The sequence below is a fragment of the Rheinheimera sp. genome (genome assembly GCF_036782235.1).
In the GTDB taxonomy this organism is placed as follows: Bacteria; Pseudomonadota; Gammaproteobacteria; order Enterobacterales; family Alteromonadaceae; genus Pararheinheimera.
Window position 1 is genome coordinate 196,932 of sequence record NZ_DAIPZL010000005.1, and the last position, 26,804, is coordinate 223,735.

20 protein-coding genes are annotated in these 26,804 nt (G+C 48.4%); 9 read left to right on the forward strand and 11 right to left on the reverse strand.

The window, feature by feature from the left end; translation table 11 throughout:
• The first annotated feature begins 34 nt into the window (after positions 1-34).
• A complete protein-coding gene (locus V7P87_RS08330; RefSeq protein ID WP_333797027.1) occupies positions 35-1,294 on the forward strand; it encodes an HD-GYP domain-containing protein in 1,260 nt (419 codons plus the stop codon).
• A gap of 67 nt (positions 1,295-1,361) precedes the next feature.
• On the opposite strand, the gene V7P87_RS08335 is transcribed toward V7P87_RS08330, so the two are convergent.
• Positions 1,362-1,694 (reverse strand): MGMT family protein, encoded by a 333-nt coding sequence (locus tag V7P87_RS08335; protein WP_333797028.1) that lies wholly within the window; start codon positions 1,692-1,694, stop codon positions 1,362-1,364.
• Positions 1,695-1,750: 56 nt separating this feature from the next.
• On the opposite strand from V7P87_RS08335, the gene V7P87_RS08340 reads away from it, so the two are divergent.
• The 3 genes from V7P87_RS08340 to V7P87_RS08350 all read left to right on the forward strand — a co-directional run bounded on the left by V7P87_RS08340 (position 1,751) and on the right by V7P87_RS08350 (position 6,289).
• A complete protein-coding gene (locus V7P87_RS08340) occupies positions 1,751-1,924 on the forward strand; it encodes an oxidoreductase-like domain-containing protein (protein ID WP_333797029.1) in 174 nt (57 codons plus the stop codon).
• 282 nt (positions 1,925-2,206) lie between these two features.
• The gene (locus tag V7P87_RS08345) at positions 2,207-3,862 is read left to right on the forward strand and encodes a peptide MFS transporter (RefSeq protein WP_333797030.1); all 1,656 of its coding nucleotides are present in this window, start codon (positions 2,207-2,209) and stop codon (positions 3,860-3,862) included.
• A 180-nt stretch (positions 3,863-4,042) separates the two neighbouring features.
• Positions 4,043-6,289: a S46 family peptidase gene (locus V7P87_RS08350; protein WP_333797031.1), complete on the forward strand. Its 2,247-nt coding sequence runs from the start codon at positions 4,043-4,045 to the stop codon at positions 6,287-6,289.
• Positions 6,290-6,394: 105 nt separating this feature from the next.
• Here V7P87_RS08350 and V7P87_RS08355 read toward each other — a convergent pair whose 3' ends face one another.
• Positions 6,395-7,240 (reverse strand): HDOD domain-containing protein, encoded by an 846-nt coding sequence (locus V7P87_RS08355; protein ID WP_333797032.1) that lies wholly within the window; start codon positions 7,238-7,240, stop codon positions 6,395-6,397.
• Positions 7,241-7,589: 349 nt separating this feature from the next.
• Here V7P87_RS08355 and V7P87_RS08360 point away from each other — a divergent pair, with 349 nt between their 5' ends.
• From V7P87_RS08360 to V7P87_RS08380, 5 genes are all read left to right on the forward strand, one after another.
• On the forward strand, positions 7,590-9,362 hold the full coding sequence (locus tag V7P87_RS08360) for a choice-of-anchor I family protein (protein ID WP_333797033.1): 1,773 nt from the start codon (positions 7,590-7,592) through the stop codon (positions 9,360-9,362).
• A gap of 380 nt (positions 9,363-9,742) precedes the next feature.
• Entirely contained in the window at positions 9,743-10,198 is a 456-nt protein-coding gene (locus V7P87_RS08365) for a hypothetical protein (RefSeq protein ID WP_333797034.1), read from the forward strand.
• Complete coding sequence (locus V7P87_RS08370) at positions 10,170-11,372, forward strand: hypothetical protein (protein WP_333797035.1); 1,203 nt, start codon at positions 10,170-10,172, stop codon at positions 11,370-11,372. Before V7P87_RS08365 ends, V7P87_RS08370 begins: the two co-directional genes overlap by 29 nt.
• A gap of 2 nt (positions 11,373-11,374) precedes the next feature.
• Positions 11,375-13,798, forward strand: coding sequence for a putative bifunctional diguanylate cyclase/phosphodiesterase (locus V7P87_RS08375; RefSeq protein ID WP_333797036.1), 2,424 nt, complete (start codon positions 11,375-11,377; stop codon positions 13,796-13,798).
• Between the two features lie 587 nt (positions 13,799-14,385).
• On the forward strand, positions 14,386-14,850 hold the full coding sequence (locus V7P87_RS08380; protein ID WP_333797037.1) for a hypothetical protein: 465 nt from the start codon (positions 14,386-14,388) through the stop codon (positions 14,848-14,850).
• 502 nt (positions 14,851-15,352) lie between these two features.
• On the opposite strand, the gene V7P87_RS08385 is transcribed toward V7P87_RS08380, so the two are convergent.
• The 9 genes from V7P87_RS08385 to V7P87_RS08420 form a co-directional block, all read right to left on the reverse strand.
• Entirely contained in the window at positions 15,353-18,055 is a 2,703-nt protein-coding gene (locus tag V7P87_RS08385) for a CHASE domain-containing protein (RefSeq protein WP_333797038.1), read from the reverse strand.
• Between the two features lie 4 nt (positions 18,056-18,059).
• Positions 18,060-18,221 (reverse strand): hypothetical protein, encoded by a 162-nt coding sequence (locus V7P87_RS08390; protein ID WP_333797039.1) that lies wholly within the window; start codon positions 18,219-18,221, stop codon positions 18,060-18,062.
• 369 nt (positions 18,222-18,590) lie between these two features.
• A complete protein-coding gene (locus tag V7P87_RS08395) occupies positions 18,591-19,493 on the reverse strand; it encodes an SAM-dependent methyltransferase (protein ID WP_333797040.1) in 903 nt (300 codons plus the stop codon).
• A gap of 164 nt (positions 19,494-19,657) precedes the next feature.
• The gene (locus V7P87_RS08400) at positions 19,658-21,400 is read right to left on the reverse strand and encodes a tetratricopeptide repeat-containing diguanylate cyclase (RefSeq protein ID WP_333797041.1); all 1,743 of its coding nucleotides are present in this window, start codon (positions 21,398-21,400) and stop codon (positions 19,658-19,660) included.
• 17 nt (positions 21,401-21,417) lie between these two features.
• Positions 21,418-21,690, reverse strand: coding sequence for a hypothetical protein (locus V7P87_RS08405; RefSeq protein WP_333797042.1), 273 nt, complete (start codon positions 21,688-21,690; stop codon positions 21,418-21,420).
• Positions 21,691-21,731: 41 nt separating this feature from the next.
• Positions 21,732-22,250 carry a GNAT family N-acetyltransferase gene (locus tag V7P87_RS16720; RefSeq protein ID WP_442967947.1) on the reverse strand — a complete coding sequence of 173 codons (519 nt, stop codon included), beginning with the start codon at positions 22,248-22,250 and terminating at the stop codon, positions 21,732-21,734.
• Positions 22,251-22,426: 176 nt separating this feature from the next.
• Positions 22,427-25,546 (reverse strand): transglycosylase domain-containing protein, encoded by a 3,120-nt coding sequence (locus tag V7P87_RS08410; protein ID WP_333797043.1) that lies wholly within the window; start codon positions 25,544-25,546, stop codon positions 22,427-22,429.
• A 138-nt stretch (positions 25,547-25,684) separates the two neighbouring features.
• A complete protein-coding gene (locus tag V7P87_RS08415; protein WP_333797044.1) occupies positions 25,685-26,167 on the reverse strand; it encodes an FKBP-type peptidyl-prolyl cis-trans isomerase in 483 nt (160 codons plus the stop codon).
• A 124-nt stretch (positions 26,168-26,291) separates the two neighbouring features.
• Positions 26,292-26,750, reverse strand: coding sequence for a hypothetical protein (locus V7P87_RS08420; RefSeq protein ID WP_296299674.1), 459 nt, complete (start codon positions 26,748-26,750; stop codon positions 26,292-26,294).
• Positions 26,751-26,804 lie beyond the last annotated feature (54 nt).

The following is a 26,804-nucleotide window of genomic DNA, read 5'->3' on the forward strand; positions in this document are numbered from 1 at the left end:
GCCGTAAGGCACATTTTTGGTCTAAAGGTGCAGGGTGTCAGTCGCAAAAATCAGTCCAGCTCAGCTAAAAATTGGTTTTTTTATTCAGCTACCCGTGAACTGGATGAAACATCCTTTTATCACCAATAAATTTAAAATTGAAAATCATCAGCAGATAGCCATTATCCAGGGGCTGGATCTGGATTTTGTGTATTTTTTCCCCGATAAAAGCAGTGTTGATTTATCCGCCGAGCCCGAACCTGAAACCACAGATCTGAGCTTGCAGGCTGCCACTTTAAAAACTGAGCTGGAGCGGGAAAAAAATGCCCGGATAGAGCAGGCAAAAGAGCAGCGCCGGCAACTGCAAAAAACTGAAAAAGCCTTTGAACAATCGATGGTGCAGGTGCGTAATGTGATGGCCAAAATTGGCTCTCGCCCGTTACAGGCTATTGATGAAGCTTCAGAACTGGTGGGCAATATTGCTGATACCATTATTAACGCCGATGCACTGGTGTTACACCTGATTTCTCAGGCCGGTAAAGAGCAGGAGAGTGTGTATTATCACGTACTAAACGTGTCAGTGCTGTCGATGATGCTGGCGAAAAACCTTGGTTTAACCGAAGAAAAAATTAAAATGGTTGGGCTTGGGGCTTTGTTTCATGACATTGGCAAACTGAAAATTCCAAGCCAGATCCTGCGTAAAACCGAACCTTTAACCACGCCAGAAGCCAATTTGTTAAAACTGCACACCCGGTATGGCGTGGAGCTGTTAAAACTGACTCAGACTTTTCCGGAAGATGCACTGACCATAGTGATGCAACACCATGAGTTTCTGGACGGTTCTGGTTATCCGGCCGGCCTTAAAGAGCATGATATTGATTTACTTGCAAAAATTGTTGCTGTGGTCAATGAGTTTGATAATTTGTGCCACCCGGTGGACCCCAGTAAAGCCCGCTCGCCGCACCATGCTATGTCTTATTTATTTAAAGCGATGAAAGGTAAACTCGATACTGCCCAGATGACCACGATGATCAAAATGATGGGGGTTTATCCACCTGGCACAGTAGTGTTGCTCAGTGACCAACGTGTGGCCATGGTGATGTCGGTTAACAGCGATAAGTTGTTATATCCGAATGTGATGGTGTATGAACCACAAATTCCACGGCTGGAAGCGCCGGTCATTGCGCTGGAAGAAGGCAAACTCAGTATTGAAAAGGTATTAAAACCAACGGCTTTACCACCACAGGTATACGAGTATCTGAACCCAAGGGCTCAGGTCAGTTATTATGTGCAGGGGGAGCAGCATAAAAAATAATGCTGCTGCGCCTGTTGTATTGGTATCGTTTTTTTATTTTGTGGTTTAAAAGCAGATTGCGTAAATCCTAATACTGCAGTGTAAACAGCAGCTCACTCAGCTCAGGTTGCCAGCGATAGTGGGCACAGACACGTTGGCCCTGAAACATCACTCCTTCTTCCAGCAATAAACTGCGCTGTAACTGCGCATCTGCAGTGCCGGCAGCAAAAGCCAGAGTTAAATTACTGCGCAGCACTCTGTGCCAGGGCAGGGGCTCTGGGCTTAAACCCAGCGCTTTGCCCACCAGTCTTGCCCGGCCCGGTAAGCCGGCTAAATCGGCAATCTGACCATAACTTGCCACTTTGCCCGGCGGAATTGCCAACACTGTTTGCCATATTTGTCGGTAATAAGCAGACGACATCTGGCACCTCTTGTCTTAGAATAATGGCCTTCAGCATGCCAGAAGCCGGAATAAAGATGAAGTTGATTGAAAAACCAGAACCTCCAGGAAGTAACGAATGTTGTGGCAGTGGCAGTTGTTGCCCTTGTGTCTGGGATTATTACCGTGAACAGCTGGCGCTCTGGCAACAGCAACAAGCCAGTCTGCAAAGCGCAGCAGAGCAGCCAGAGCCTCCTGCCCAGGAAAATTAACAAAACACAAATTGCTGCCAGGCTCAGACTGATTACTGCAGTAGTCAGTTTTAGCATTGCGATATCCGTAGCCATAAAAGGCAAAGTTCAGGGTAAAAAGGAATGGCTCAGCTTTGCGCTGGTATTGCCAATTGCCATCAAGTTTCCATTTGTTGATTCCGTGTTATAGTACGGCACCTATGATCCGGCTATGCCTTTGGCTCCAGCTTTGTTTTGCGCACAGCTGCATGGCAACAAGCCCGGCACTCTATAACTAAAAAATACCGACATTCCAGGATTTATATGACAATTTCAACTCCAGCACTGGCTAGCCAACGTCAGTGGTTTGGCCATCCGGTTGGCCTTTATGTATGTTTTTTCACCGAAATGTGGGAGCGTTTTGCTTTCTACGGTTTAAAAGCCCTGCTGTTTTTATACCTGACTAAACACCACTTATTCTCTGACAGCGACGGTTATTTACTGCTTGGCACCTATGCCGGTTTAGCTTATGCATTGCCGGTGGTGGGCGGTTTATTGGCTGATAAATATCTGGGCATGCGTAAAGCCGTGACCTTCGGCGGTGCTTTGATGGCTGTGGGTATGCTGGGCATGGCTTATCGGGGTCACGCCGCCACAGTGGAAGCCGGACAAGACGCAGTGGCAGTACAAATTATGTATTTGTCGCTGGCGCTGGTGGCTGTTGGCGTGGGCTTTTTAAAACCCAATATCTCTACTATTGTTGGCCGTTTATACAGTGATACAGATCCACGCCGTGATTCGGCTTTTACGCTGTTTTACATGGGCATTAACTTAGGTGCTTTTGCCTCCAGTTTATTTGTTGGCTGGATAGGTGAAGCCTACGGTTGGGAATATGGTTTTGGCTCTGCCGGCATAGGTTTATTGTTGGGTTTAGTGGTGTTCGGCACCCAGAAAAAACATTTGCATGGCCAAGCCGAACCGCAGCAACCTGAACTGTTAAGCCAGAAAGTCTGGGGCCTGGGGCGGGAAAAACTGATTTATCTGCTGGCTATTGCCGGTGTATTGGTGGTGCAGCAAATTCTGCAAATCCGTTTTGATTTTGGTGCCCTGGCTGCAGTGCTTGGTCTTGCGGAAGGTTCACATATTACAGCCACTGAAGTGGTAGCTATAGTGCTGACCATCGCGCTTTTGGTGTGGTGGTTTAAGTTTATTTTTGTTGAATGTAGTGCGCTGGAACGCGCCAACATGATAGTGCTGATGGTGCTGATTGCCATTTCAGCTGTGTTCTGGGGTTTATACGAGCAAACTTACGGTACCTGGCTGGCCTATTCAGATCGGGTGATGAATAGCCACACCTTTAATTTTGGCTTATTTGACTTTACACCTAATGCTGCGCAGCTCACTTCTGCGGGGGCTTTGTTTATTTTCCTGCTGGCGATTCCATTTGCCTGGCTCTGGCCTGTGCTGGATCGTAAAGGCTGGAACCCATCAGCCCCTGCCAAGTTTGCTTTGGGTTTATTGTTTGCAGGCCTTGCCCATTTTGTATTGCAATATGCAGCGCTGAATCCACAGGACAACGGTCTGGCCGGTTTCTGGTGGTTTATTCTGGCGTACCTGGTGTTGGAAATTGGTGAGATGGCGTTATCACCTATTGGTTTATCTGCGGTGACCGCTTTGTCGGTGGCGAGGGTGGTGAGTCTGATGATGGGCGTCTGGTTCCTGGCTTCAGCTTTTGGTGAAATGATCGCCGGTCGTTTTGGTACCCTGGCTGCTATGCCACAGGGCACTTCGGTGCCTGATGCACTGGCCATTTATGCCGATGTCTTTGCCACCTTGGGCTGGATTGGTGTGGGCTCAGCTGTGCTGATGTTTGTATTAACACCGCTGTTGAACCGTCAAATCAGCCGAGCTACGGCGCAGCATCAGCTGGAACAGGCCACAAAGAACCCTGGCTCTGCAACAGCGGAAAAACTGGCCTGAGTTACAGGGTGAACACAAAGCCGGAGCCCTGTGCGCCGGCTTTGTTGTTTCTGCTCTGGCGTTAAATGGTTGTGTAACGGTCGTTTTATAGTGCAGTTTGACCGCAACTTGCCGCCGGTCGGCGCGCAAAATCGTTACTCTGCACCATCACATCATTAGCAATATAATACGAAGGGATGTATGAAATATTCTCTGCTTGGCAGCGCGCTGCTTGTTGCCCTCACCACACACAGTGCCATGGCCGATGAAGGCCAGTGGCAGGTTCATCAGTTAACTGATTTACAACCACAACTGAGTGCCAAAGGGATCCGGTTGCCAGCCAGCCAACTGGCTGATTTGTCACAATATCCAATGAATGCCATTGTCAGTCTGGGTTATTGTTCTGCTTCTTTTGTGTCTGATAAAGGCCTGGTGATCACCAACCATCATTGTGCTTATGGCGCTATTCAGCATAACTCAACAGCACAAAACAATCTGATCGCCAATGGTTTCCTTGCCAAAGAGCTTGCGGCAGAGCTGCCGGCCGGCCCACAGGAAAGGTTGTATATCACTGAGCAGGTGCTGGACGTGACAGCCAAGGTTTCAGGTGGACTGGCCAAAGAGCTTGGCGCACTGGAACGTTATGAAGCTATTGAAAATAATCGAAAAACACTGATTAAAGAATGTGAAAGTGATGCCAACTACCGCTGTAATGTGGTGAGTTTTCACCATGGTATGGAATATTTCCTGATCAAGCAGCTGATGTTGCAGGACGTGCGCCTGGTGTATGCACCGCCTGAGTCTGTCGGCAATTTTGGCGGGGATATCGACAACTACGAGTACCCGCGCCATACCGGTGATTTTGCCTTTTTACGCGGTTATGTGGGCAAAGATGGTAAACCTGCGCCTTATGCTGTGGATAACGTGCCTTATCAGCCAAAAAGTCATTTAACCATTAATGCCGCTGGCGTGCGTGCCGGTGATGGTATTTTACTGGCCGGTTACCCGGGCCAAACCAGCAGGTACCGCCTGGCTGAAGAAATTGCTTTTGCCGCCAGCTGGCAGTATCCGCAGAGTATTGCCACATACCAGCAAATGATTGGCACCATTGAAAAAATGGGCGCTGCTAATGCCGATTTCCAGGTGAAATACGCTTCAGTGGTAAAAAGCCATCACAACAGAATGAAAAAACTCAAAGGTTTGCTGGACGGGTTTAAAGCCACTGATATTTATGGCATTAAACAGCAGCAACAACAGGCGCTGCTGGCCTGGATTGCTGCGGACGACAGCCGTGCGCCTTATCAGCAGGCGCTGACTGAGCTGGCCGCTGTGGTGAAGGCCGAGCAGGACTTTGTCAAACAAACTTATTATTTTGATAACGCCAAACGCAGTGATTTGTTAAAAGCCGCCAGTGATTTATATCGCCTGGCGGTTGAGCAGCAAAAACCGGACGCACAGCGGGACATTGGTTATCAGGACCGCGATTTAAAAATGTTTGAAGGCCGGTTAAAACGGCTGGAAAAAAGTTTTGCCAAAGAAGTGGACCTGGCGCTTTGGACAGAACAACTGGCGGTATATCTGGCACAACCAGCCGAACTTCGGGTAGCAGCTCTGGATAAAGCGCTGGGGCTTGAAGCCGGCACTGATATGGCTGCTTTAACCGCAAAACTGCAAAGCTGGTATCAGCAAAGCAGCCTCAGCAGCAACGAAGGGCGTTTAAGCTGGCTTGGCAAAACACCGGCAGATTTTGCCAGCAGTGACGATCCTTTTATCAAAGCTGCAGTGGCTTTGTTTGATGTCAGCATGGCCTTTGAAAAACAGCAAAAAGAGCTGGCAGGGCAGTTGTCTTTAGTGCGTCCGGCTTATATGCAGGCCATTATTGCCTATAACAAAGCACAGGGCCGGCCTGTGTATCCGGATGCCAACAGCACACTTCGGGTCACTTATGGCACTGTGGACGGTTATCCGGCAGCAGATGGTGTGTATAAAACACCTTTTACCACTGTGGCCGGCATGCTGGCAAAACAGCAAAACCAGGCGCCGTTTTTAGTGCCGCAAAAGCTGATAGATGCTTATAAAGCTGAAGCATATCAGGGGTATTATTACGCTGACCTCGCGGCACCACCGGCCAAACACTGGTGGTGTGCCATGGTCACTTGTGCTGCACCGCAGGCGCTGCCCATCAATTCAGTGCCGCTGAATTTCCTGTCGAGCGCTGATACCACAGGCGGTAACTCAGGCTCAGCAGTGATGAACGCCGACGGTGAACTGGTGGGTCTTAACTTTGACTCTACTTACGAGTCTATCAGCAAAGACTGGTATTTTAACCCGGCCATTACCCGCGCTATTCATGTCGATATCCGTTATGTGCTGTGGCTGATGCAATATGTAGATAAAGCCGATAATTTACTGGCTGAAATGGATATTAAAACAACCAAGCCTGAATAAAGCTTTCAGCACCTGCTAAAGCTTTACAGACCATAAAGCCCGGCGTTACCGGGCTTTATTTTTTGGGCAGCTGCGACAGAACCAGCAGTATTATCTATCAGGCCATTACAAAATCATCGAGGCTTTGGGATTTAACAAAGATAAAATCGACAGCCCTTCGAGGCTGGCAAAAGCACGAGCTTCATCCAAATCTTTGCGGCTTAAACCTAGGCTCTGCGCCAGCGGCAAATCAATTAAATCAGCAAATTCAAACTGGCCGGCGGCGGCATTTAATAACGCCAATCTGGACGCCAGATGTAAGATCTGTACCGGCAGATTGCCGGTTTTCAACTGGGGTGTATTCAGATAATTTAACGGTTCAATCAGATTTTCCGGCAGTTGCCACAGTTTGAGCAAGGCCACACTGCAGTCGCTATAGCTAAAACCCAACAGCTCCTGTTGGCGGATCCAGGGAAAGGTTCCGCGCTGATAATGGGCACAAATCCTTGCTACTTCGGGTTTTACCGCAACCACCACCAGCTCGCCGATATTATGCAATAAGCCCGATAAATACAGCGGTTCACTTTGCCGTACATTCAGCCTGCTCCCCAGTTGTTTGGCAATGAGCGCACAATGAATGCTCATCTCCCAGAATCTTTCTAAATCAATGACCTGAGTTGGTGTTTTGCTAAAAGCTTCAGTGGTGCCATAAGCCATCACCAGATTATAAATCTGCGTGTCGCCCAGCAATAACAGCGCTTTATTTAGCGAGTCCACCTGATTGGGAAAATTGTATAAAGCACTGTTGGCAAGTTTCAGGATGCGTGAGGCCAGCGCGGGATCAAGGGCGATCAGTTCAGCAATTTCATCCAGACTACTGACATTGCTATCGATTAAGTCTTTGATTTTAAGGCAGGTCTCTGGCAATACAAATAGATCACCGACCTGGCGGGCATAGTCCAATGCACTCACGCTGTCCTCTCCTGTACGGTTTTGATTTTCTATAGTGTCGCTTTAAACCACACTTTTACAAGGCAGGGCTGGCTTTTTTTTGACCTGTGCACTCTTGGTCAGCGTATATTTTGATTGATGTTAAACCCTTGTAAATTAATCCTTTATCTGTGACCTGCTGCTGTGCTGAACCCAGGTTGCGCTCCATCTTGATCCGGCTAAAGCCCAAACCCCAAATGCTCCGAAGCTGTTTTCAGGCAGCAGTTAAATTGCTATTACAACATAAAAATGACATTGAGATGTCATGTAGCTGTCATCGCAGGCTTCTATGGTAACTGCTTTATTTTTATCAAGTTACTGAGGAATTGTGATGAAACACAACGGAAAAATGCGTGCTGTAGTGTTGGCGGTATTGCTTGGAAGCCTGCTGTCGGGCTGCAGTCTGGACGGTAAAGATGGCAGCACAGGGCCAGCAGGGGCAACAGGGCCAGCTGGCGCCACCGGACCTGCCGGCAGTGCCGGCCAAAATGCACAAAATGGTATCGCGCTCACTGCCATTGCCCGTTTTAGTACCGGCACTTATGGCGCTGGCGCTGCCGAAATAGTGCAGTTTCACCATGCATCTTCCCGTATTTTTGTCGTCAACGGCGCTGCCAATAAAGTCGAAGTGCTGGATGCCGCCGGGCTCAAAACAGCTGCGCTCAGTGACCCGCTGACTGCCAATAACCTCAGCAGTACACCACTTTTGATGCCTGCTACAGTGACAGTACGCAACAGTTTGGATCAGGATGAAAACCTTGCGCTGGGTTTTGCCAATTCTATTGCCATTTGGGGCAACTGGCTGGCCGTTGCAGTGGAGAATAAAATCAAAACTGCGCCAGGCGCTGTGCTGTTTTTTGATATCAGCGCCGCACCTGTATTGCGCTATGCCGTCAAAGTTGGCGCTTTGCCCGATATGCTAACTTTTACCAAAGACGGCAGCAAAGTGCTGGTGGCCAATGAAGGTGAACCTGCCGCTGATTATCTGACCGATCCTGAAGGTTCAGTGTCGGTGATCACCTTGTCTCAACAGCAACCGGCCTTACAGGCACAACATATTCTGTTTACCGGGCTGAACAGCCAAAAAGCGCAGCTGGCGGCCAAAGGGGTGAAGTTTGCAAGCCCGGCAGCCACCACTGTTGCACAGGATCTGGAGCCTGAATACATCACTTTCAGTGCCGATCAGCAAAAAGCTTATGTAGCGCTGCAGGAAAATAACGCGCTGGCAGTGCTGAATTTAACCAACAACACAGTAGAAAAGCTGTTACCTCTTGGTTTTAAAGATCACAGCCAAAGCAAAAACACGCTGGATGTCAGTAACAGAGATGGTGTCAATCTGGTGACAGTGCCAAAACTTTATGGCATGTATCAGCCCGACACTATCGCCAGCTACAGCTGGAATGGCGCCACTTTTATTGTCAGCGCCAATGAAGGGGATGCACGGGATTACCCCGGTTATTCTGAACAAGCCAGAGTAGCGTCATTAACCCGCTCCGACAGTCTGCAACTAAGCCAGGCACAAATGTATAGTGCAACCGGTCTTGGCCGGCTGAATGTCAGCACTGCCTTAGGCAAAAATGAAGAGGGCAAGTTTGACGCTTTGTATGCTTTTGGTGCCCGCTCTTTTAGTATCTGGGACCAAAATGGTATGCAGGTGTTTGACAGTGGCAACGATTTTGAACGGATCAGTGCGGCTTTACATGCAGAAAAATTTAACTCCAACCATCTGACGGTCGAAGGTGATAACCGCTCTGACGACAAAGGCCCTGAGCCGGAAGCGCTGGCGATAGGTCGGGTCGGGGACAGAACCTATGCTTTTATTGGCACAGAGCGCATGAGCAGTCTGTTTATTTACGATATCAGCAACCCGTATCAGCCGGTGTTTATCGACTATCTGCTGAACCGCGATTTAAACGCACAATACAGCATTAATGATGATGTGCAGCCGGCGGTTGTCAGCGGCAATGTGCAGCAGGCCGGCGACTTAGGCCCTGAATCTATAGTCTTTGTTGAAGCTCAGCAAAGCCCGACCAAACAGCCGCTGTTATTGATTGCCAATGAAGTCAGTGGTTCTGTCACTGTATTTCATATTCAGGTTAAATAAGTAACAAGCTGAAAAAACGTTTTTATCGGTCACGGCCGGTCTGACCGATCGGCCAGTTTGCTGCTGCAGCGACACAATAGCCGCATCAGGCTATTGTCTGTTGTTGCTCTTTTAATACTTTATATGTTGTTTTTTGTCCTACTCCCGGAAACAGACGATCACTTTGGCTTGAAAATTTTCATCACAACTTGCTAACATAATCTAAATGGCTGCTTTTTATGACATTATTGGCCTTTTTTATGTGCTTGATTGATGGGCTTCATCTATACTCTGCCACATTCCAGACCAACCTTTACCGGATTTGTTGTTGAACGCGACAGCAGACTGCACTGCTGCGAATTCTTATCAGGGTAAAATTGCCAATTCTTCAGAAGGACACTGTGATTAAGTTTGCATTTGGCATTTTCTTATTATCTTTCAGTGCACTGCCGTTGGCTGACAATGCAGCTCCAACACCTGTGGAAAGTGCGGCTGCGCAGCCACTGGTGGTGGTGCATCCCACTGTTGCGGTGCCGAGCCTGACTGCGGCGCAGCTTCGCAGTATTTATTTAAAACGTCAGGTGATTTGGCCAGACGGTTTGCCGGTTCAGGTTTTTGTCTTGCCATTGCAGTCGGCTGTGCATAAGCAGTTCAGTCAAACCCAGTTAAAAATGTTTCCTTACCAGCTGGAACGGAATTGGCAAAAACTCACCTTTTCCGGCATTGGCACGCCACCCACCGAAGTTAGTTCAGCCACGGACATGTTGCGCCTTATTCAGACGACACCAGGCGCTATAGGCTATTTGCCGTTTGATCATGAGACTACAGATGCAAAAGTTATTCAAATCAAGCCATAACGCAGCAGGAGCGCTGCTTCTCGCCCTGAGCATTTGCCAGGTGAGCCCGGTTATTGCCAGCGACACCTGGCACTGGCATGGTTTTGTGGCCCAGGGCCTGATGCGCTCGGCCGACAGCAATTTTTTGAATAACGACGGTGCCATCAGTGCTGAACTCACCGAATTTGGTCTGAATTCTACCTGGCAGCTCAGTAACACTGTGCGGTTGGCAGGCCAGCTGATGTATCTGGATGGCGGCAACAGGTTCCAGCAGGGCGGTCGTATTGATTATCTGTTTTTAAACTGGACTGCCGTCAATGATATGGACTGGCAACTGGATTTATACGCCGGCCGTTATAAAAACAATCATTGGTTATATTCCGCCACCCGCGATGTGGCCATTACCAGGCCGCTGATTGTGTTACCGCAGTCGGTGTATTTTGATGCCTTTCGCGATATTGCAGTGGGCTCAGACGGCCTTGCCGTGACTTCCACCCATAACCTGAGTTTTGGCGAGCTGGAGCTGAACTGGAGCCTGGGGGCTACCCCTATTCCAAAAGAACAGAGCCAGCGGGTGATCAGTACCTTTATTAACGGTAAAACCGAACAGGATTTTGTACATCAGTTCAGTGTGTTTTTACGACCGGCTCAAAGCAAAAGTCAGTGGGGTATCAGTTTACTGGATTCGGATTTTAACTACCGCCGGGTTGCCAACGACGTTTTTGCGGATGGCGACTTTACTGTACAACGGGTGATGGCCAACTGGCGTTACAGCGAGCAGGATTGGGAGCTGTCGAGCGAGCTATTTCAGGAACGGGTGTCGGTGTATGGTTTTTATGCGCCCGGCACAGAACGCACCCAGTTTGGCTGGGGTGCATATTTACTCGGCAGTTATAACCTGTCAGCCAACAGCACTTTGTATCTGAGTCATGACCACTTTTTTGCCAACAAAGATGACAAAAGGGGGTATTTATTGCCGCAGCAAAGTGGTGGTTTGATCCCGGCTTATTTTGGTTATCAGCGTGATACTGCACTTGGTCTGAGCCACAACATCCAGCCAAATTTACGGCTGAAAATGGAGTATCACTGGAATACCGGCACAGGCCGGCTTGGGCCCAATGTGGTGCCTGACATTGTGGTGAACCGCTCGCGGCATCACGAGCTCTGGGCTGTGCAGTTGATGTATTGGTTCTGAGTATGCGGCCATTTTTAAGCCTGCCGTGGAAAATTCTAACCCTCACGCTGGGCGCTTTATTGCTGATGACGGTGGTGCTGACCAGTTTTAGTCTGGTGAAAATGGAGCAGGATTTTCGCCTGCAACAGAACAAGCAGCTGGAACTGCGGCAACAACAGTTTAACCATCTGAATTTGTTATTAGAAAACCAACTGCGTAGCTGGATTGAGTCTTTTACCGATATGGTGCAGCTGCGCGCGCAAAACGACTTTTCTGCTTTTGCCACTGAGTTGGCCGAACATTATGACGCCATTTCTTTACATCTGAATGTGGAAAGCATGTGGTTGCTGGATGCCCAGTTACAACCCTTGTATGCCTCAGTGGCCGAAATTCCAAAACCTGTGTTAACAGTGGCCCGTCAGGTACTGGCGTTACAGCAGCCACAGTCGGCCATCTTTTGCCGTTTGCAGTGCACTAAGCTGGTGATGGTGCCGGTGCAAAATGCCAGTGGTGAACTGGCTGTGGTGGCTATTTCTACCACTTTGCTGGATGTGCTGGCGTCGCTGAAACAGGGCGTTGGTTCGGAAGTGGCGATAGTGCGGATTGAAAGTGCTGAACAAAGCCCACTGCTTAATTTTAAATTATTGTCTTTGTCCAATCCTGAACTGATGCGGCCTGTGTTTGCGCAGTTGTCGGAAGTGCTGAGTTTACAACAGGCCATCAACCGCGGCATTGACGTAAAACTGAACCAGCAGCAGTACCTGATCAGCCTGTTGCCGCTGCTGACGCAGGATGAAGGTTTTTATCTGGCGATGGTGGACGATATCAGCAAGTTTGCCAAAGCCAAACAGCAGTACCAGCAACAGATCATCTGGTTTGCCTGTTTTAGCTTTTTTCTACTGGCCATTATTATTTATATCAGTACCTTACGTTTAAGCAGACGCTTGTTAAACCTGGCTGCGCAGTTGCCTTTGCTGGCGCAGCGTCAGTTCCGCCAATTCCGCCAGCAAAGCAGCCACGCCCCGCTGATTTTTCAGGATGAAGTGGACGTGCTGACCCAGTCGGCGCACCAGCTCAGTGTGGAGCTGGAGCATCTGCATCAGCAAATTGAGCTTAATACCCAGGAGCTGGAAAACATTGCGATGTTTGATTTGCTGACCGGCTTACCCAACCGCAATATGCTGCAGTTTCAGCTGAAAAAAAGTCTGGCGGCACTGGAGCGACAGCAAGGTGCTTTGTCGGTATTGTTTCTGGATTTAGACGATTTTAAAAAAATTAACGACAGCAAAGGCCACGCCGCCGGTGATCAGCTGCTGGTTGAGGCGGCCAGCCGGCTCCGTGGCTGTATCCGCAGTGCCGATATTGCCTGTCGTTTTGGCGGCGACGAGTTTGTGCTGGTGTTAACTCAGTCTAATGAGCTGAATTACCCTTATCAGGTGGCCGACCGGATTTTTGAAGCTTTTAAACAGCCCATCAGCCTGGGCAATCAGCTGTTTTATATCTCCACCAGTATTGGCATCAGCATGACCGAAGATCCGGACGCCGTGCCGGATGAGCTGATACGACAAGCCGATATGGCCATGTATGAAGCCAAAGAGCGCGGCGGTAATAATGCACTGTTGTACGACCAGCAAATGTATCAGCGCCTGGCGCAGCGTCTGGTGCTGGAGCGGGAAATTAAAGATGCTATCAGCCTGCAACAATTCAGTTTAAGCCTGCAACCACAAATTGAACTGGCCACAGGCCGGCTGGCCGGTTTTGAAGCCTTGCTGCGCTGGCAACATCCAGAGCGTGGCATAGTGACACCAGATGAATTTATTGGCATTTTAGAAAACTCACCCCAAATGATTGAGCTTGGCTATTGGGTATTTAAACGCAGTTTTTTCCTGGCGAAAGAGCTGATTAATAAAGGTTATCCGGATATCCGTATTGCGATTAATTTATCGGCTGAGCAGTTTTTAGACCCACAACTGCCGGAGCTTTTGGCGCAGTGGCTGGAAGATTTAAACTTGTCGGCCGCCCATTTTGAGCTGGAGCTGACCGAGCGCACTCTGGTAAAAAATATCGACGCCACCCTTACAGCCATGCGTGCACTCAAAGCCCAGGGTTTTTATTTTGCCATTGACGACTTTGGCACCGGTTATTCGTCGTTAAGTTATCTGAAACAAATGCCGGTCGACATTATTAAAATTGATAAAAGTTTTGTGTTTGGCATGCTGGAAAACGACGCAGATTATCAGATCATTGTGTCGACCATTGCCATGGTGCAAAAGTTGGAGCTGAAAGTTGTGGCCGAAGGGGTAGAAAACCGCGCCCAGCTGCAGCTATTGCGCCAGCACAGATGCGACTACGCCCAGGGTTATTATTTTGCGAGGCCACTGAATGATGTGCAGTTGCAGGAGTTTTTAACCGATAAGGTACCTAATGGGTATTTGATGCTGGGGTAGGGGTGGCATATTTGAGCAGTATGCTTTTGCCTTTATCTCGTTTTAACCGCTACAGGTTTCCTGTCATTTCTGTTGGCGACCCGCCATAAAATGCACTTTCAGCTGGCAGCTGATGCTCTGCCATTAGTGTTGATGCCTGCGGCATGGCGCTCAGCGGGGACTCGCCCCCGCAGGCGAGTCACTTTTTGTATCGACAAAAAGTGACGCAAAAAACGACCCCGATAAGCCTTCGAAAGCCCGCTAAAAATCAAAAGTTTGAGGCGCCGCCAAAACTCAACGGCTGCTAACGTCAGCCGCTTCAAACAGTTGGCGTCTTAAAACCTCAAACTTTCAATTTTTATCGGCTCGGCTTAAAGGGGGGGGGAAAGTGCTTGCTTTGGGATTGAACCTGTAGGGTCAGGTCTTGCTTTTTGCCTTTTAGTGAGCTTGATGCAGGCTAATTAATAAGGTTTAGCTTTTAATCCCAAAGGGGTTAGGATTAGGCAAAAGGCAAGACCTGACCCTAGGGGCCTGTGCAGTTTTGTTAAGGCTGGTGTCGGTGATGCTGTAAGGCTGGGCACTTTTAACTACAAAAGTTGGTGGTAATGATGGAGGCGAATCTGCTAATAAGTAACAAAAAAGTTGCCTATCTTTTAGGGGGCTTAATTTTAGCGTACGTAGGAGCTATTTTATCGATGCTTATCGGGAAGGACGAGTTGGTACTTCAGACATTTCTCGAGATCAACGAAAGTACGCCGTATACACTCGAGTCAGAAGAAGGCGTAACAAATGGACAACTAGGCAAGTTTTTTAATTGCTTAAATAATTACCGTAGCATCAATCAGTTACAGGTTAAAGATGGTCGTTCAGTCCGAGCGAAACTTTATATCTCAAATTACAAGTATTTGAAATTACTAATCGTTGATAATGAGGCATATCGTTTTTATATTGTTCACGCGGAAGAAGGGCTGGATGTGATGAAGAATAAGGTATTCCAGCGAACGCAGGATTCTGACTCATACGCCATAAACTGTGATTTAGGATTGTTGAATCAATTAGAGCCTGATAATTAAATTATGCCGTAGCCAATCAAAATTTGAACAAAGCTCCTTCACCGGGGCTTTGTTTTACTCGATGCCTTTGGCAATGCGTTGGGTTCACAAAAATATGAATCCTCTCAACGAGGCAAAGCCGACGTTTGTTTTTGAGAGTTTCTGTTTAAAACAACCGCTTTTCGCTCAAACCAGAAATTCCGCTTTTCCTCCCCGTTTAGCGAGCCGTTGTTTTGGCCGGTTTTGAGGTTTTAAGCCGACAACTGTTTGAGCGGGGTGACGCTAGCACCCCGCGAGTTTTGGCGGCGCCTCAAAATTGGTCAAAACAGCGGGCTTTCGAGCGATCTCGGGGTCGTTTTTTATGTCACTTTTTGGCGACCCAAAAAGTGACTCGCCTGCGGGGGCGAGTCCCCGCTTATACAACACCATCAGCTGCAAGCTGAAAAAACCATTCAGCCAGATGGCGGCGAAGCCCTGCTTTCACATCGCCATCAGTGAAAAGTGCAATGGGTTTTATAGCAACCTAACCTGCCGATGTTGGTGCTTCAGGCTCCTCATCCACCAATGGCAATATAATAAAAAAGGTGCTGCCTTTGCCTTCAATGCTGTCAAAACCAATGCTGCCGTGCATTTTTTCCATCAGCGCTTTGCAAATACTGAGGCCAAGGCCGGTGCCGCCGCGTTGGCGGGTGTCTGAGCCGTCAGCCTGGGCGAATTTCTGGAAAATTCGGCTGCGAAATTCTTCGGCTATACCTGGGCCCTGATCGCTGAAGCTGACAATAGCCTGCTGGCCTTGTAGTCTTGCTTTGATTTGCACCTGGCTTTGCGCGGGCGAAAATTTTACCGCGTTGCTAATCAGGTTACTGAACACCTGCTGCAAACGCTGGTTATGGGCCATCACTTTGGTTGTGGCTGGCAGCTGCTCCATATCCAGGCACAGGGTAACGGCATAACTGGTGGCATAACTCTGGTTTTGTTGCAGCGCCAGCTGCAGCTGGTCGGCAAGATTTAGCGGGCTCAGCACCAGACTGGCTTCGGCCAGCTCCAGTTTTTCTATATCCAGAATATCGTTCACCAAAAGCTCCAGCCGCTCAGTGTTTTTGCAGGCCAGGCACAGCATATTGCCGGCCGCTTCGGGTATGGTGCCTAACACGCCGGCGTTCACCAGCTCCAACGCACCTTTAATTGAGGTGAGCGGCGTGCGTAATTCATGGCTGACGGTGGCGACAAATTCACTCTTTAGCCGGGCTATTTTTTTGCGTTCGCTGATATCGTGCAGCAGACAAATAAACCAGGTGTGGCCTGGCAGGCTGTAGCTGCTCAGGCTGATTTCCAGCTCAAGCATAACACCGGCGGCGCTGTTGCCCACAGCTTCAATAGCACGGCCTTGTTTTTGGCTCAGTTCGGTTTCGCCGGCGTGTTTAAATTCCGGCAACAGGCTGCCAATAGGCAGTTGCAGCAGCTGGTTATTGCTGTAACCAAACAATTGTTGTGCGGCAATATTGGCCCGTTCAATTCCACCTGCAGAATTAAAAATAAGAATGGCTTCAGCGGCGTTATTTAAAATGCCGGTCAGCTCCAGCGTGCGCTGTTTAACCTGACGGCGCACTTGTTCAGCCCGCCCTGTCACCGACAACAAAAATCCGCCCAGCAAGCTGCATAACAACAAACCGCCGGTCAGAATGGCCCAGGGCTGCAGGCTGCTTTGGGCCTGCAAAAATTGTTCACTTGGTTCAATATGCAAACTAAAACGCCGTCCGGCTACTTCAAACTCTTGCTGCCAGGCCAGCGCCCTGGCATAAGCCGGCACCGGGTTGCTTTGGGTGTGATAGAGCGGCAGGGCGCGGCCAGTGCTAATGTCATCCAGCTGTAACTGAAAACTCTGCTGTGGGTAACTGACCAGTGCCGAAGCAATAACCTCGGTGATATGCAGCACAGCCACCACATAACCACGCAATAACTGCTGGCGCCCGGCCAGAGTGGCAGGCAGTTGATGGCCTTGATACACCGGATAAAACAACAGCATACCAATCTGGTGCTGATGGTCCTGCACCATGCTCAGTGGGGCAGTTAAGCTGGCATTACCGCTGTTACGTGCTTTAAACATCGCCTGCTGGCGCACCGGCTCAGAGGCAACGTCATAGCCCAGCGCCGCCCGGTTTTGCGCCAGAGGTTCAATATAACGGATAGGGAAATAACTGGCTCTGTTGCCAGCTGGCACCAGAGTGTCATCGTCGTCCCGCTCGTTGATGCTAAGCCTGGCCACTTGCCCCGTACTGTTAGCATCCTGCGTTAGTTCAGCTTCAAACTGCAGGCGCTCTTGCTGCAGCACTTTGGGGTTCCAGCTCAGCGCCCGGATCCCGGCATGGTTTTGTGCTGTTGCACTGACAAAAGTGGCGAAGTCGGTGTTGCTGACTTTGGCGGAGGCCGCAAAAAAACGTTCGACCGGTTTGATGGCACTGGTATAAAGCTCAAGGCGCGACTGAATGCTTTGGGCCATTAATTTGGCCTGCTCGTGAAAATGTTGTTGCAGCCGGCTCTGCTCATCTTCAATGGTGCGGAAAAACAGCACCACCATCAGGGCGCAGCTGAGCAATAACGGCAGGCCTACAGTGCTTATTCTGCTGCGCCAGATATCACGAGGGCTGGCAAAAGCGATAAACATCAGTGGCATAGCTATCAACACACCTATGCTGTCGCCCACCCACCAGCTCCACCAGCTAAATAGCAGCTGCCCTGAGGTAATGATCTGGTGATGATATAACACGCTGATGCCGGCGGTGGCGCTGAGCAGGCAAGACAGTGGCCCACCTATCAATAAGATCCAGAAAATTTGTTTGTCGGCGGTCATGGCCGAGGGAAAACCCACCCAGCGTTTAATGCTCCAGCTGGCCACCAGACACTGCGCCGTGGTGCCCAGGGCAATACTGCAGGGCACCAGGAGCGACTCCAGGCTCAGTGCAGCAATGCTGACGCCGGAAATACTCAGATTCAGTAAGCTGGAGCCTAAAAACACACCCAATAACATGGGGTAACCCCAAATCAGCACTGCCGCAAGCGACACGCCAACAGGCGGGAAAATAGCACTGACAAAACCGGGTGGGGCAGCCAGCAACATGGCCAGCTGGCCACTTTGCACATAAGCAGCAGCAAGCAGGATAATTCTGCCACCTTGCCATAACAGGCGCCAAAACAGCGTGCTGGATAACGGATAATTTAAAGACACAGCGTTAAAGTCCTGGCATTAAAACATTCAGGCTGCCAATGCCGGCAGAGCTTTGAGGGACTATCTGCCAGAGGGGATAGGCTCTGGCTTTTGTACTGGCTTTGGTTCTGGCATTTATATCGGCTTTGGCACCGGCAGCTTTGTTGTTTTTTTCATTGTTTTTCATAACAGGCACCGGCGGCAGTAGATGACAGATCCACTATGAATTTCAACCTGATAGCGTACCAAACTAAGATAGCGTAAAGCGGCTTGTGTCGCCACGGCACACTATTGGCAAAAAGCCGGATCATCAACACAACAGGCAATACAAGCGGCAACAGCAAGCTTTGATTGTCACATCCGGTGCTGCAGAAGCTTTGTCTGCGAATTCAGTTCTGTTCTGTTTTGCGCTGCCTTGCCTGGCTGAGGCTCTTTCCCAGCACATCTTTTTATGTGCTTTTGTGAGTAAAAGCTTTTGTTATCATGCTTTTTTATCACTGCGCCTGATACAGGCAGCCTGATAGGCTGACGCTGCTGTTATTTTGGCTTTCAAACTTTATTCTGTTGGAGTCACAGTGATAAAAGCCTGCTGATATTCTGTTTCCGGCATGAAAGTTTGTGCTAAGGGCGCTCTTTGAGGCTGCCCCGCCTGCTCCCGTGCACTGATTGCCGCCAGTTTATCCAGTACCAGCTGGTTTTTCTGAAGGGCTGTGGCAGGTGGCACCACCATTGTGGTTTTTAAGTTCATCTCTGCTTGGGGCAGCGCCGATAACGGCAGTTTGTCGATACGGGCTTGCTGGAAGGGCAGGCTGGGCGCTTCATACAATATCACTTCGTGATTGAGCGGGTAATGCTGCACCAATAACTCCACCAGCACTTCCCGATAAGCGGCGCCTGTGGCAAAACGGGCCATGCTTTTATCTCCGGCAATACCCACCTGCCACAGCACTAAATACGCTGTTGGGTCTATAGAACGCTTATAAAACATATACTGGCTGGTTTCAAAATACTGACAACCCACTTTGCCCGGGTCTATGCCAAGTTCAGCATGTAAACAGTCTGCGGCGCTGATCCCAGGCTCCATATGGGCGGCATAACCTTCAGCCCTGGCCAGTTCAATCACTTTATGTGGTGCATAAGCAAACACACCGGGGTGACCATAAAATGCCCCCACCACTTTTTTGCCTTGCCGCACTTCAGCCAGCATTAAATCAATCATTTGCTGATAGGTTTGATGGCGCGATTTGCCTTCGGCATAAAGCGGCGCAAAACTGCGCACATCCTGGTGCATTTCTTTGAGCCAGAGCTCAGTAATACCATCGGCCACCCCGGCAAATACCACATCGGCATTTTCAATATAACTGCGCGATAAAGGGCTGATATGGGAGCCTAAAGTAATACCGGTGCCGACGATGACGATGCTGCCTGGAGTTGTTGCTTGCAAAGAAGGTTGATTCATCTTGATGTCTTATTGTTTTTATGGATGCTGCGGGCATTTCTGTATTTGTTGTTTTTAATTTGGTGCAATGGCTGCTTTGATTCAGTGTTAGATAAACAGCCAATGGCAATTAGGGTCATCAACGGCCACCATCAGGCACTCACTGGATTGGGCTCAGCAATTTTTTATACTTCTTCAAATAATGACACTTGATTACGGCCTTGGTGTTTCGATTGATAAAGGGCGTGGTCTGCATCGCGGAACAACTTTTTCAGCTCATAGCCGGAACGATCTGTTGCCGTCACGCCAAAGCTTGCAGTCATTTTAATCGGGTGGCCACTGCCGCTATAATCAATTTGCGAAATCGCATCACGCAGAATCTCCGCAAGAAGCGCCGCTTTTTCAGCAGTGCAGGCCGGCAGATAGATTGCAAACTCTTCACCACCGATACGACCGAATACATCAAGATTGCGCACAAACTGTTTGCTATGAGCCACCACAGTTTGCAGTACCCAATCACCGGTTAAATGGCCATATTGATCATTAATCTGTTTAAAAAAGTCCAGATCAAAAATAAGAAAAGAATCAATCTGACCCAGCTTATTACTTCCTTCCAGTATTTTTTTAACTTTGTCAGTAAAATGAAATCTGTTGCTAATACCAGTAAGGTTGTCGTTCTCTGCGAGCAGGCGATAATACTGTTTGCTTTTTAATGTTCTCAAGGCGAAATAAGTTAGAAAGATAATGCTGAATGTAAGTAATGCGATAAATAGTTGCTGATTCTCTGTGTTAGTCTGATTTAACTCGTTTCTCAGTGTCAAAACAGAATTATCTTTTTCAAGCAATTTTATTTTCTGATTTTTTTGTAGAACTTCACCTTTTGCCAATTGGTAGGCAAGTTGTTTTTCAGACAGATCATCTCTATAGGCTTTTTCTGCATCAGCATACTTTTTATAGTAATCCAAAGCCAATTCAAAATTGCCAGATTTTTTGTATATATCAGATAACATCAGATAACTTTCAACTAATGGCTGAGTAAAACCAAGCGTTTTACTCAATTCTAAAGTCTTATCTAACCACACTTCTGCTTCGGAATATTTGTGTAAGCCAAATTTTGCTTTAGCCATAAAAAGATAATAATCAGCTGTAAGGCGCGGGTACTGATGACTCTCTACAGCCGGAATAAACTTATTTAATTGTTGTTCAGCAAGAGAGTAATTCTGTTCGTCTAAAAGTTTCTGAGGCAGAATTCTTTGAAAAATATCTGCTACTAACATTTCGCCATTTAAGCGGCAGTTGTCAATTGACTGGTTAATTTGGTTAATATCAATCGGATTTCTAAGTGAATAATGCGCCTCTGCAATAAGTTGTTCAGCGATGCAAAGTGATTTTACGCTTGTATGTTTTTTCTTCACAACTTCGGCATGCTCAAGGGCTTCAGGGTGAAGTTGTGCAAGATTGTAAATTACTGCAGCAACAAGAAAACCTTTCTCTTTAATTTCTGGGGATTTAATTTCATTCTCGAAACTAAAGGCTTCAAAAAGGGAAGCAAAAGAGTTTGGGAAATTTCTAGAAAATGAATATAAGTTTGCAAGAGATGTTAAAAGTTTAAATCTAAAATCAGGCTCCGTAACCTTGGGTATCAGAGTTTTAAACATTTCGATAGATTGACTGTAGTTACCGGTGTAACCTGCCGCGTATGCTTTGAAATATTCAAGCTCTAACAACTGCTTTTCGGTAAAGCTCTCTCTATTTTGTTCTAATTCAAGAATTATTTGTTGAAATTTTCTAAAATCAGCAGTTTTAATTTGATCAGCTTCTATGAAAAGGTTTTTGTAATCTTTTTTTGTTTCTGCTGATAAAAATAAAGAAAAGGCAGCCAGTAAGATTACTAAAAAATATTTTAAAATCATTAGAGTGGCTGCCATAACTTTCTCAGTGTGAATTAATGAACAACAGTAATTTTTTCTTCGTCGTTATCATCAGGCAATGCCGGTTGCTCTTTATTCTCTTCATCTGCAGGGACAAAGACAAAACAGCCTTTTGAATGTGTATTCATCATTGCTGCAACTGATTGTTGATCTGCAGCTAATATCGCCTGAATTAATGCTTCAGATAACCCTGCCTTTTGTGCAGCTAAAGCAAGTTCAGTTGTATCAAGTTGACGATAAGCAGAGTTCTGCCCAAGTGTTTCTAAAAAGTTTACTGTTGCGTTCATAACAATTTTCCTTCTCTGGTTATAATTCAGGCTCAGAAGATTCAGTCGTTCACAATCCATAGTTGCCATGGCGAACTGATGGTGACAAGTTTGTAACCAACTTTCTTAACCAAATTCTGGGCCGCTTTATTGTCGCTATGTAAAATGCCACTGATCTGAAACCCAGGCAACAGTTCTCTACAAAGCTGGATCAATAGCCACAACGATTCTTCCGCAAATCCATTTTTTGAATGTTGAGCTAACAATGAAACTCCAAGCTCTACATTTTTCGCTCGATAGTCAATTTGGGCTAGCCCGCAAAATCCAACGACGGCGTCAGTGTCTACCGTACATATGCTTAGATACAGGTGTTGTCGCTGTCTGGCGGCATTCAGTGCTATTGACCTTTTCAGGCACGTATTTGCTTTTTCCTGATTGAGTGGCGCACATACAAACTGCATCTGAACATCATCACAGTAAAGTTTGCTATAAGCCTCTTGGTCAGCTATGCGCATAAGTCTCAGATAAATACGTTTTCCCTGGATGAGTTCAACGTCTGATAACGAGCCTATGCTGGACATGATCTGATTTCAAAATATTAACACTGAGGTGTAATTTACCCGCTTCTTGTGTATTTTTCTATGTATTTCAGTTGCTAAGCTTAACAAGTTCAAACTGAGCTACGGGGTTTATAAAAAAAGAGGCCGGCAATTGGCTTGCCGGCCTCTAGACAAAAACTCAATGGTTCAGTTGAGTACTATCGTACCTTAGCCACACCACACATAGACTCCTCCTTCACCACATAAGGCTGCAGCAGTGGTGCCATGCCTTTGAGTACCTGTAATGGCAGCGCTGAGGTAAAGCTGAAGTTGTCGGCGCCTTTGCCAGGTACAAAAGCGGTCAGGGTGCCAAAGTAGTTGTCGCCTAAATAAAATACAAAGGTGGCGGTTCTGTTATTGACGGTCGAAGCCATCACTTTGCCACGCACCACCTGAGTGGCAATACGGTTATCACCCGTACCTGTTTTGCCGCCAATTTTGAGTGGGGAGCCATCGGTTTTAGTAAAGCTGCCATTTAAACGCCGTGCCGTACCCAGCTCAGCCACCTGGCCTAGGGTTTTTTTCAGCGCACGCGCGACTTCAGGGCGCATTACTCTCTCACCTGCGCTGGCGTTATATTGCAGCATGGTTTCATAAGGCGTTTTGGCGGCAAAATGCAGGCTGTCAATACGGATGGTGGGCAAACGGATACCGTCGTTCTGAATAATCCCCATCAGTTCAGCCAGGGCGGCAGGGCGGTCGCCCGAACTGCCAAGTGCAGTGCCTAAAGACGGCACTAAGTGGTCAAAAGCGTAACCCAGTTTGGCCCAGCGCTGGTGAATATCGAGGAAAGCTTCTACTTCCAGCATAATGCGGATGCGGTTGTCGCGTGCACTGCGGTTACTGGTTTTAAACAACCAGCGATACACCTGCTGACGTTGTTCGCTGCTTTGCGCTACGGCATCGCTGAATTTTGCGTCCGGGTTTTTATTGATAAAACTTAATAACCACAGCTCCAGCGGGTGCACCTTGGCGATATAACCCTGATCCGGCAGGCTGAATTTGCCCGGGCCATATTTGTTATACAGCTCATCAAGTTTTTTCGGACTCAGTTGTTCATCCGGCAGTTTGTCCAGTAAAAACCGGCTGAACTGGCTAAAGTCAGATTCAGGCAATAAATAACGGTGCACCGCAGCTAAACGGTCCGGCGTCTGTTTTAAACCATCAAAAAATACTTCGAGGCGTTCATCGGCCGGTTTTTGCTGATATTTTTTCCAGAATTTACGTAAAAACTCTGTGCCTTCTTTATCAACAAAACGGCGCAGGTATTCTTCCCGTTTTGGATCTTTGTCACTACGCAGCAATAACGAGCTGCTGCCCAGGGTTTGGTAGCTGCTGGCATAAGCAACTATGTCGCGCATTAAGCGCACAAAAGGCAGGTTGTGCGACTGCTGCAGGCTTTCGGCAACAGTTGGCACCTTGCTGTCTTCTTTTTTGTCGAAGTTATTAAACACCTGCAAACCACCGCCGGTGAAAAAACGTTCGTGTGGCGAAGCGGAATAGGTACGGTTCAGCGCAGCGTCCAGCATAGCGGTCAGGCTTCGGTCTGACGTTTGTGCCATATAGTTGGCGGCCCAGCGGGTAATGTGGTCGGCCGGGGCAATATCCAGATTCAGTAAATTGACCGGCAGCTCGTCGGCAAAATTCTGATGAAGTTCAGCCACTATTTCTAAATAGGTGGCCAGCACGCGCAGTTTGGCTGTGGAGCCAAGCTCCAGTTTACTGTGTTCGTTTAAGTCAAAAGGCTGGTCTGTACTGTCGGTTTGTACCCGCACCCTGTTGCCATCCGGTGTTTTTTCAAACAGCGTAAAGCTGTATAACACATCGGCCGTGCCACTGGCGCTTAACAGCCGATCACCAATCAGGCCGTATTTGGCGGCGGTGTCCGGGTTGGCCAGGCTACGCAAATAAGCACTGACTTTTTGCTGTACGTCGCCATGCAAGGTGCTGTGGGCGTTTAAATCCAGCCGGTCTAAGTCGTACATCGGCTGGTTCAGTAAATTGCCAAGGCGTAAACGTGCGGCATTAATGCCTTTTTTGGCGTCCTGTTCGGCTTTGGTTTTATTCACTTTGGCCACGCGGAAGGTCAGCTTTTGCGACAGCGCTTCGTCGCGCAGGGCTTTGTCTATCACACCGGCGCCTGCCAACAAGCGCAGATGGCTGTCGGTCAGCTGTTCTAAATCGTCATGGCCTTGCAGCAAATAATAGGAAGGACGGCGCTGCGCTATCATCAGCGCAACAATTTGGCGGAAATATTGTGCCCGCTCCGTGGCATTTTCAGCGGTCGCAGGGGCATTTAACAAGCTATTGGCTTTATCAAAATCACTGCCAAACCAGGCGTATAGCGCATCTCCCACACCATGCACTTCACCGTGGCCAGGGGCGGACGATAAAGGCACCGTATTTAAATAGTCTTGGACGATGCGGGTACGCATGCCCATGGTATTCACACCATGCTGATACACCCGGATGGTGCCAGAGATGATCTGAATGGCTTTGTCTTTAAAACCGCGGGTTAACCCCATAGGCGAGTGGCGGAATTTTTCAATCTGGGTGGCGAGGGTACTGCCGCCGGCGGACTGACCACCTACTGATAATACTTTACCGACCTGACTTGCCGCCGCCATGATAAAACGCGGCCAGTCCATCACAGGGTTGGCTGTCGGGGGGATTTTTAATAAGTTTCTGTTTTCAATAAATAATAAACTTTGCGCCACCACCACAGGAATTTGTTTGGGGTCGCGGTACACCCGCTGCGGGTAGTTAAAATCAAATAACGTCTGATTGCGGCAATCCGCCAAAAACAAACCGGATTGCACTTTTTCGCGATAAGGCGGAAATAATCCCTGTGAAGCGTAATGATTGAGCGCCGGCGAAAACTCAGCCTGAGCGGTGATACGGAAATTACGCTCCAGTAAACGGGGCAATAATTCGGGCAACTTGGTGTAACCATGGCGCTCGTCAAAAGGGCCACCTTGCGGATACACCACTTGTTTGGCCGGACCTTGCTGCAGTTGATAGGTCAGGGTTTTGGCATATTCGGCAATTTTGGGAGCGCTGTAGTGCGCAGTATGTAATTCATAAGCCACCAGTACGCCGGCAGATGCCATTAAAAGCAACAATAACACCGGGATCAGACTGCGGCGTTTGTAACGCACTTCCACCAGCTGTGATATATCACCTGCGCGCTGCGGCGCCTGGCCGACAGGTTCGCGGTAGTTATCAAACTGCATTTTTTCAACCGGTGGTGGGGTAGAGGTAGGCAACTTTAAATCCATTTTGCACGGCAAAGAACAAGGCCGCTGATTTTATCTGGTTCCGCTGTGCTTTGCAGCTGAATTTTAAGCTGCCTCAGCGCCTGGTGCAGGTTGCACAGCCGTGTGCACAACCTGTATTTGCAAAAGCTCAAGCCCGGCTTAGTGGTGATGGTGTCCACCCACACCATGGGCGTGACCATGGGCAATTTCCTCTTCAGAGGCGGCACGTACATCCAGAATTTCAAAGCTAAACTGCAATGTTTTGCCAGCCAGCGGGTGGTTGGTGTCCACGTCGGCTTTAAACATGCCAACTTTAACAACTTTAACCTGACGTGGGCCATGTTCGGTTTGCACCACGGCCATCATGCCTGGTTGCCATTTTTTTGCGCCCTGCAGATGTTTAACCTGCACACTTTGAATGGCGTCTTCACGGCGTTCACCATAGGCATCTTTGGGCGCTAACGTCAGCTCCAGTTTGTCGCCTTTGCTTTTGCCTTCCAGTGCCTGTTCAATGGCCGGTAACATATTCTGATGACCGTGCAGATATAACAGCGGGTCGCTGCCTTGTGAGCTCTCCAGCAGGCCGCTGTCATCTGATAACTGATAGTGCAGTTGTACCACTGTGTCTTTGCTGATTAACATTTGCTGCTAAGTTCCTGTGCAATAAAAAAGGCCGTTATTATCCTGACTTCATTGCCAAAGCGCGACCTTTTTTCTACACGCGCCATGTTCTGCCCGCTGAAATGTCTGATTTGAGCCGCTTCCGTTAGTCATAACGGTGATAATGGCGGCGTTCTTCCCGGCCTTCAGAGCGGCGGGTGTCGTAACCATAACTTTCCCTGCTGTAATAACGGGGTTGGTCGTACACCTCCACAAAACGCACTTCACGGCCGCAGGCATTGTATCTGTGGCAATGTTTTTTCCAGTGTTTACGGTGTTTTTTAGGGGCATGAATAATAACGGGTTGTACCACGACAGGGGCGTAATGCCGCTCTACATACACAGGTTCGTGATACACCCGCACAGGTTCATGGTAAATCACAGTGGGGCTGCGATCACCAATATGTACTGAACCATAAACACCGGGTTGCACCTGACCATGCAGACTGACGCTGACATCAGCGGCCAGCGCGCTGCTGCTGATCAGTGCCAGCACGCCCAGATATAACCAGCGCGCGTGTCGGCTTAATGGCGCTGATGTGTTGCTGTGATTGTTGTTTGTCATTGGACTACCCTCCGCCCTTGCTGGGCTTATTGATAATCACACTATGGCAAGCGA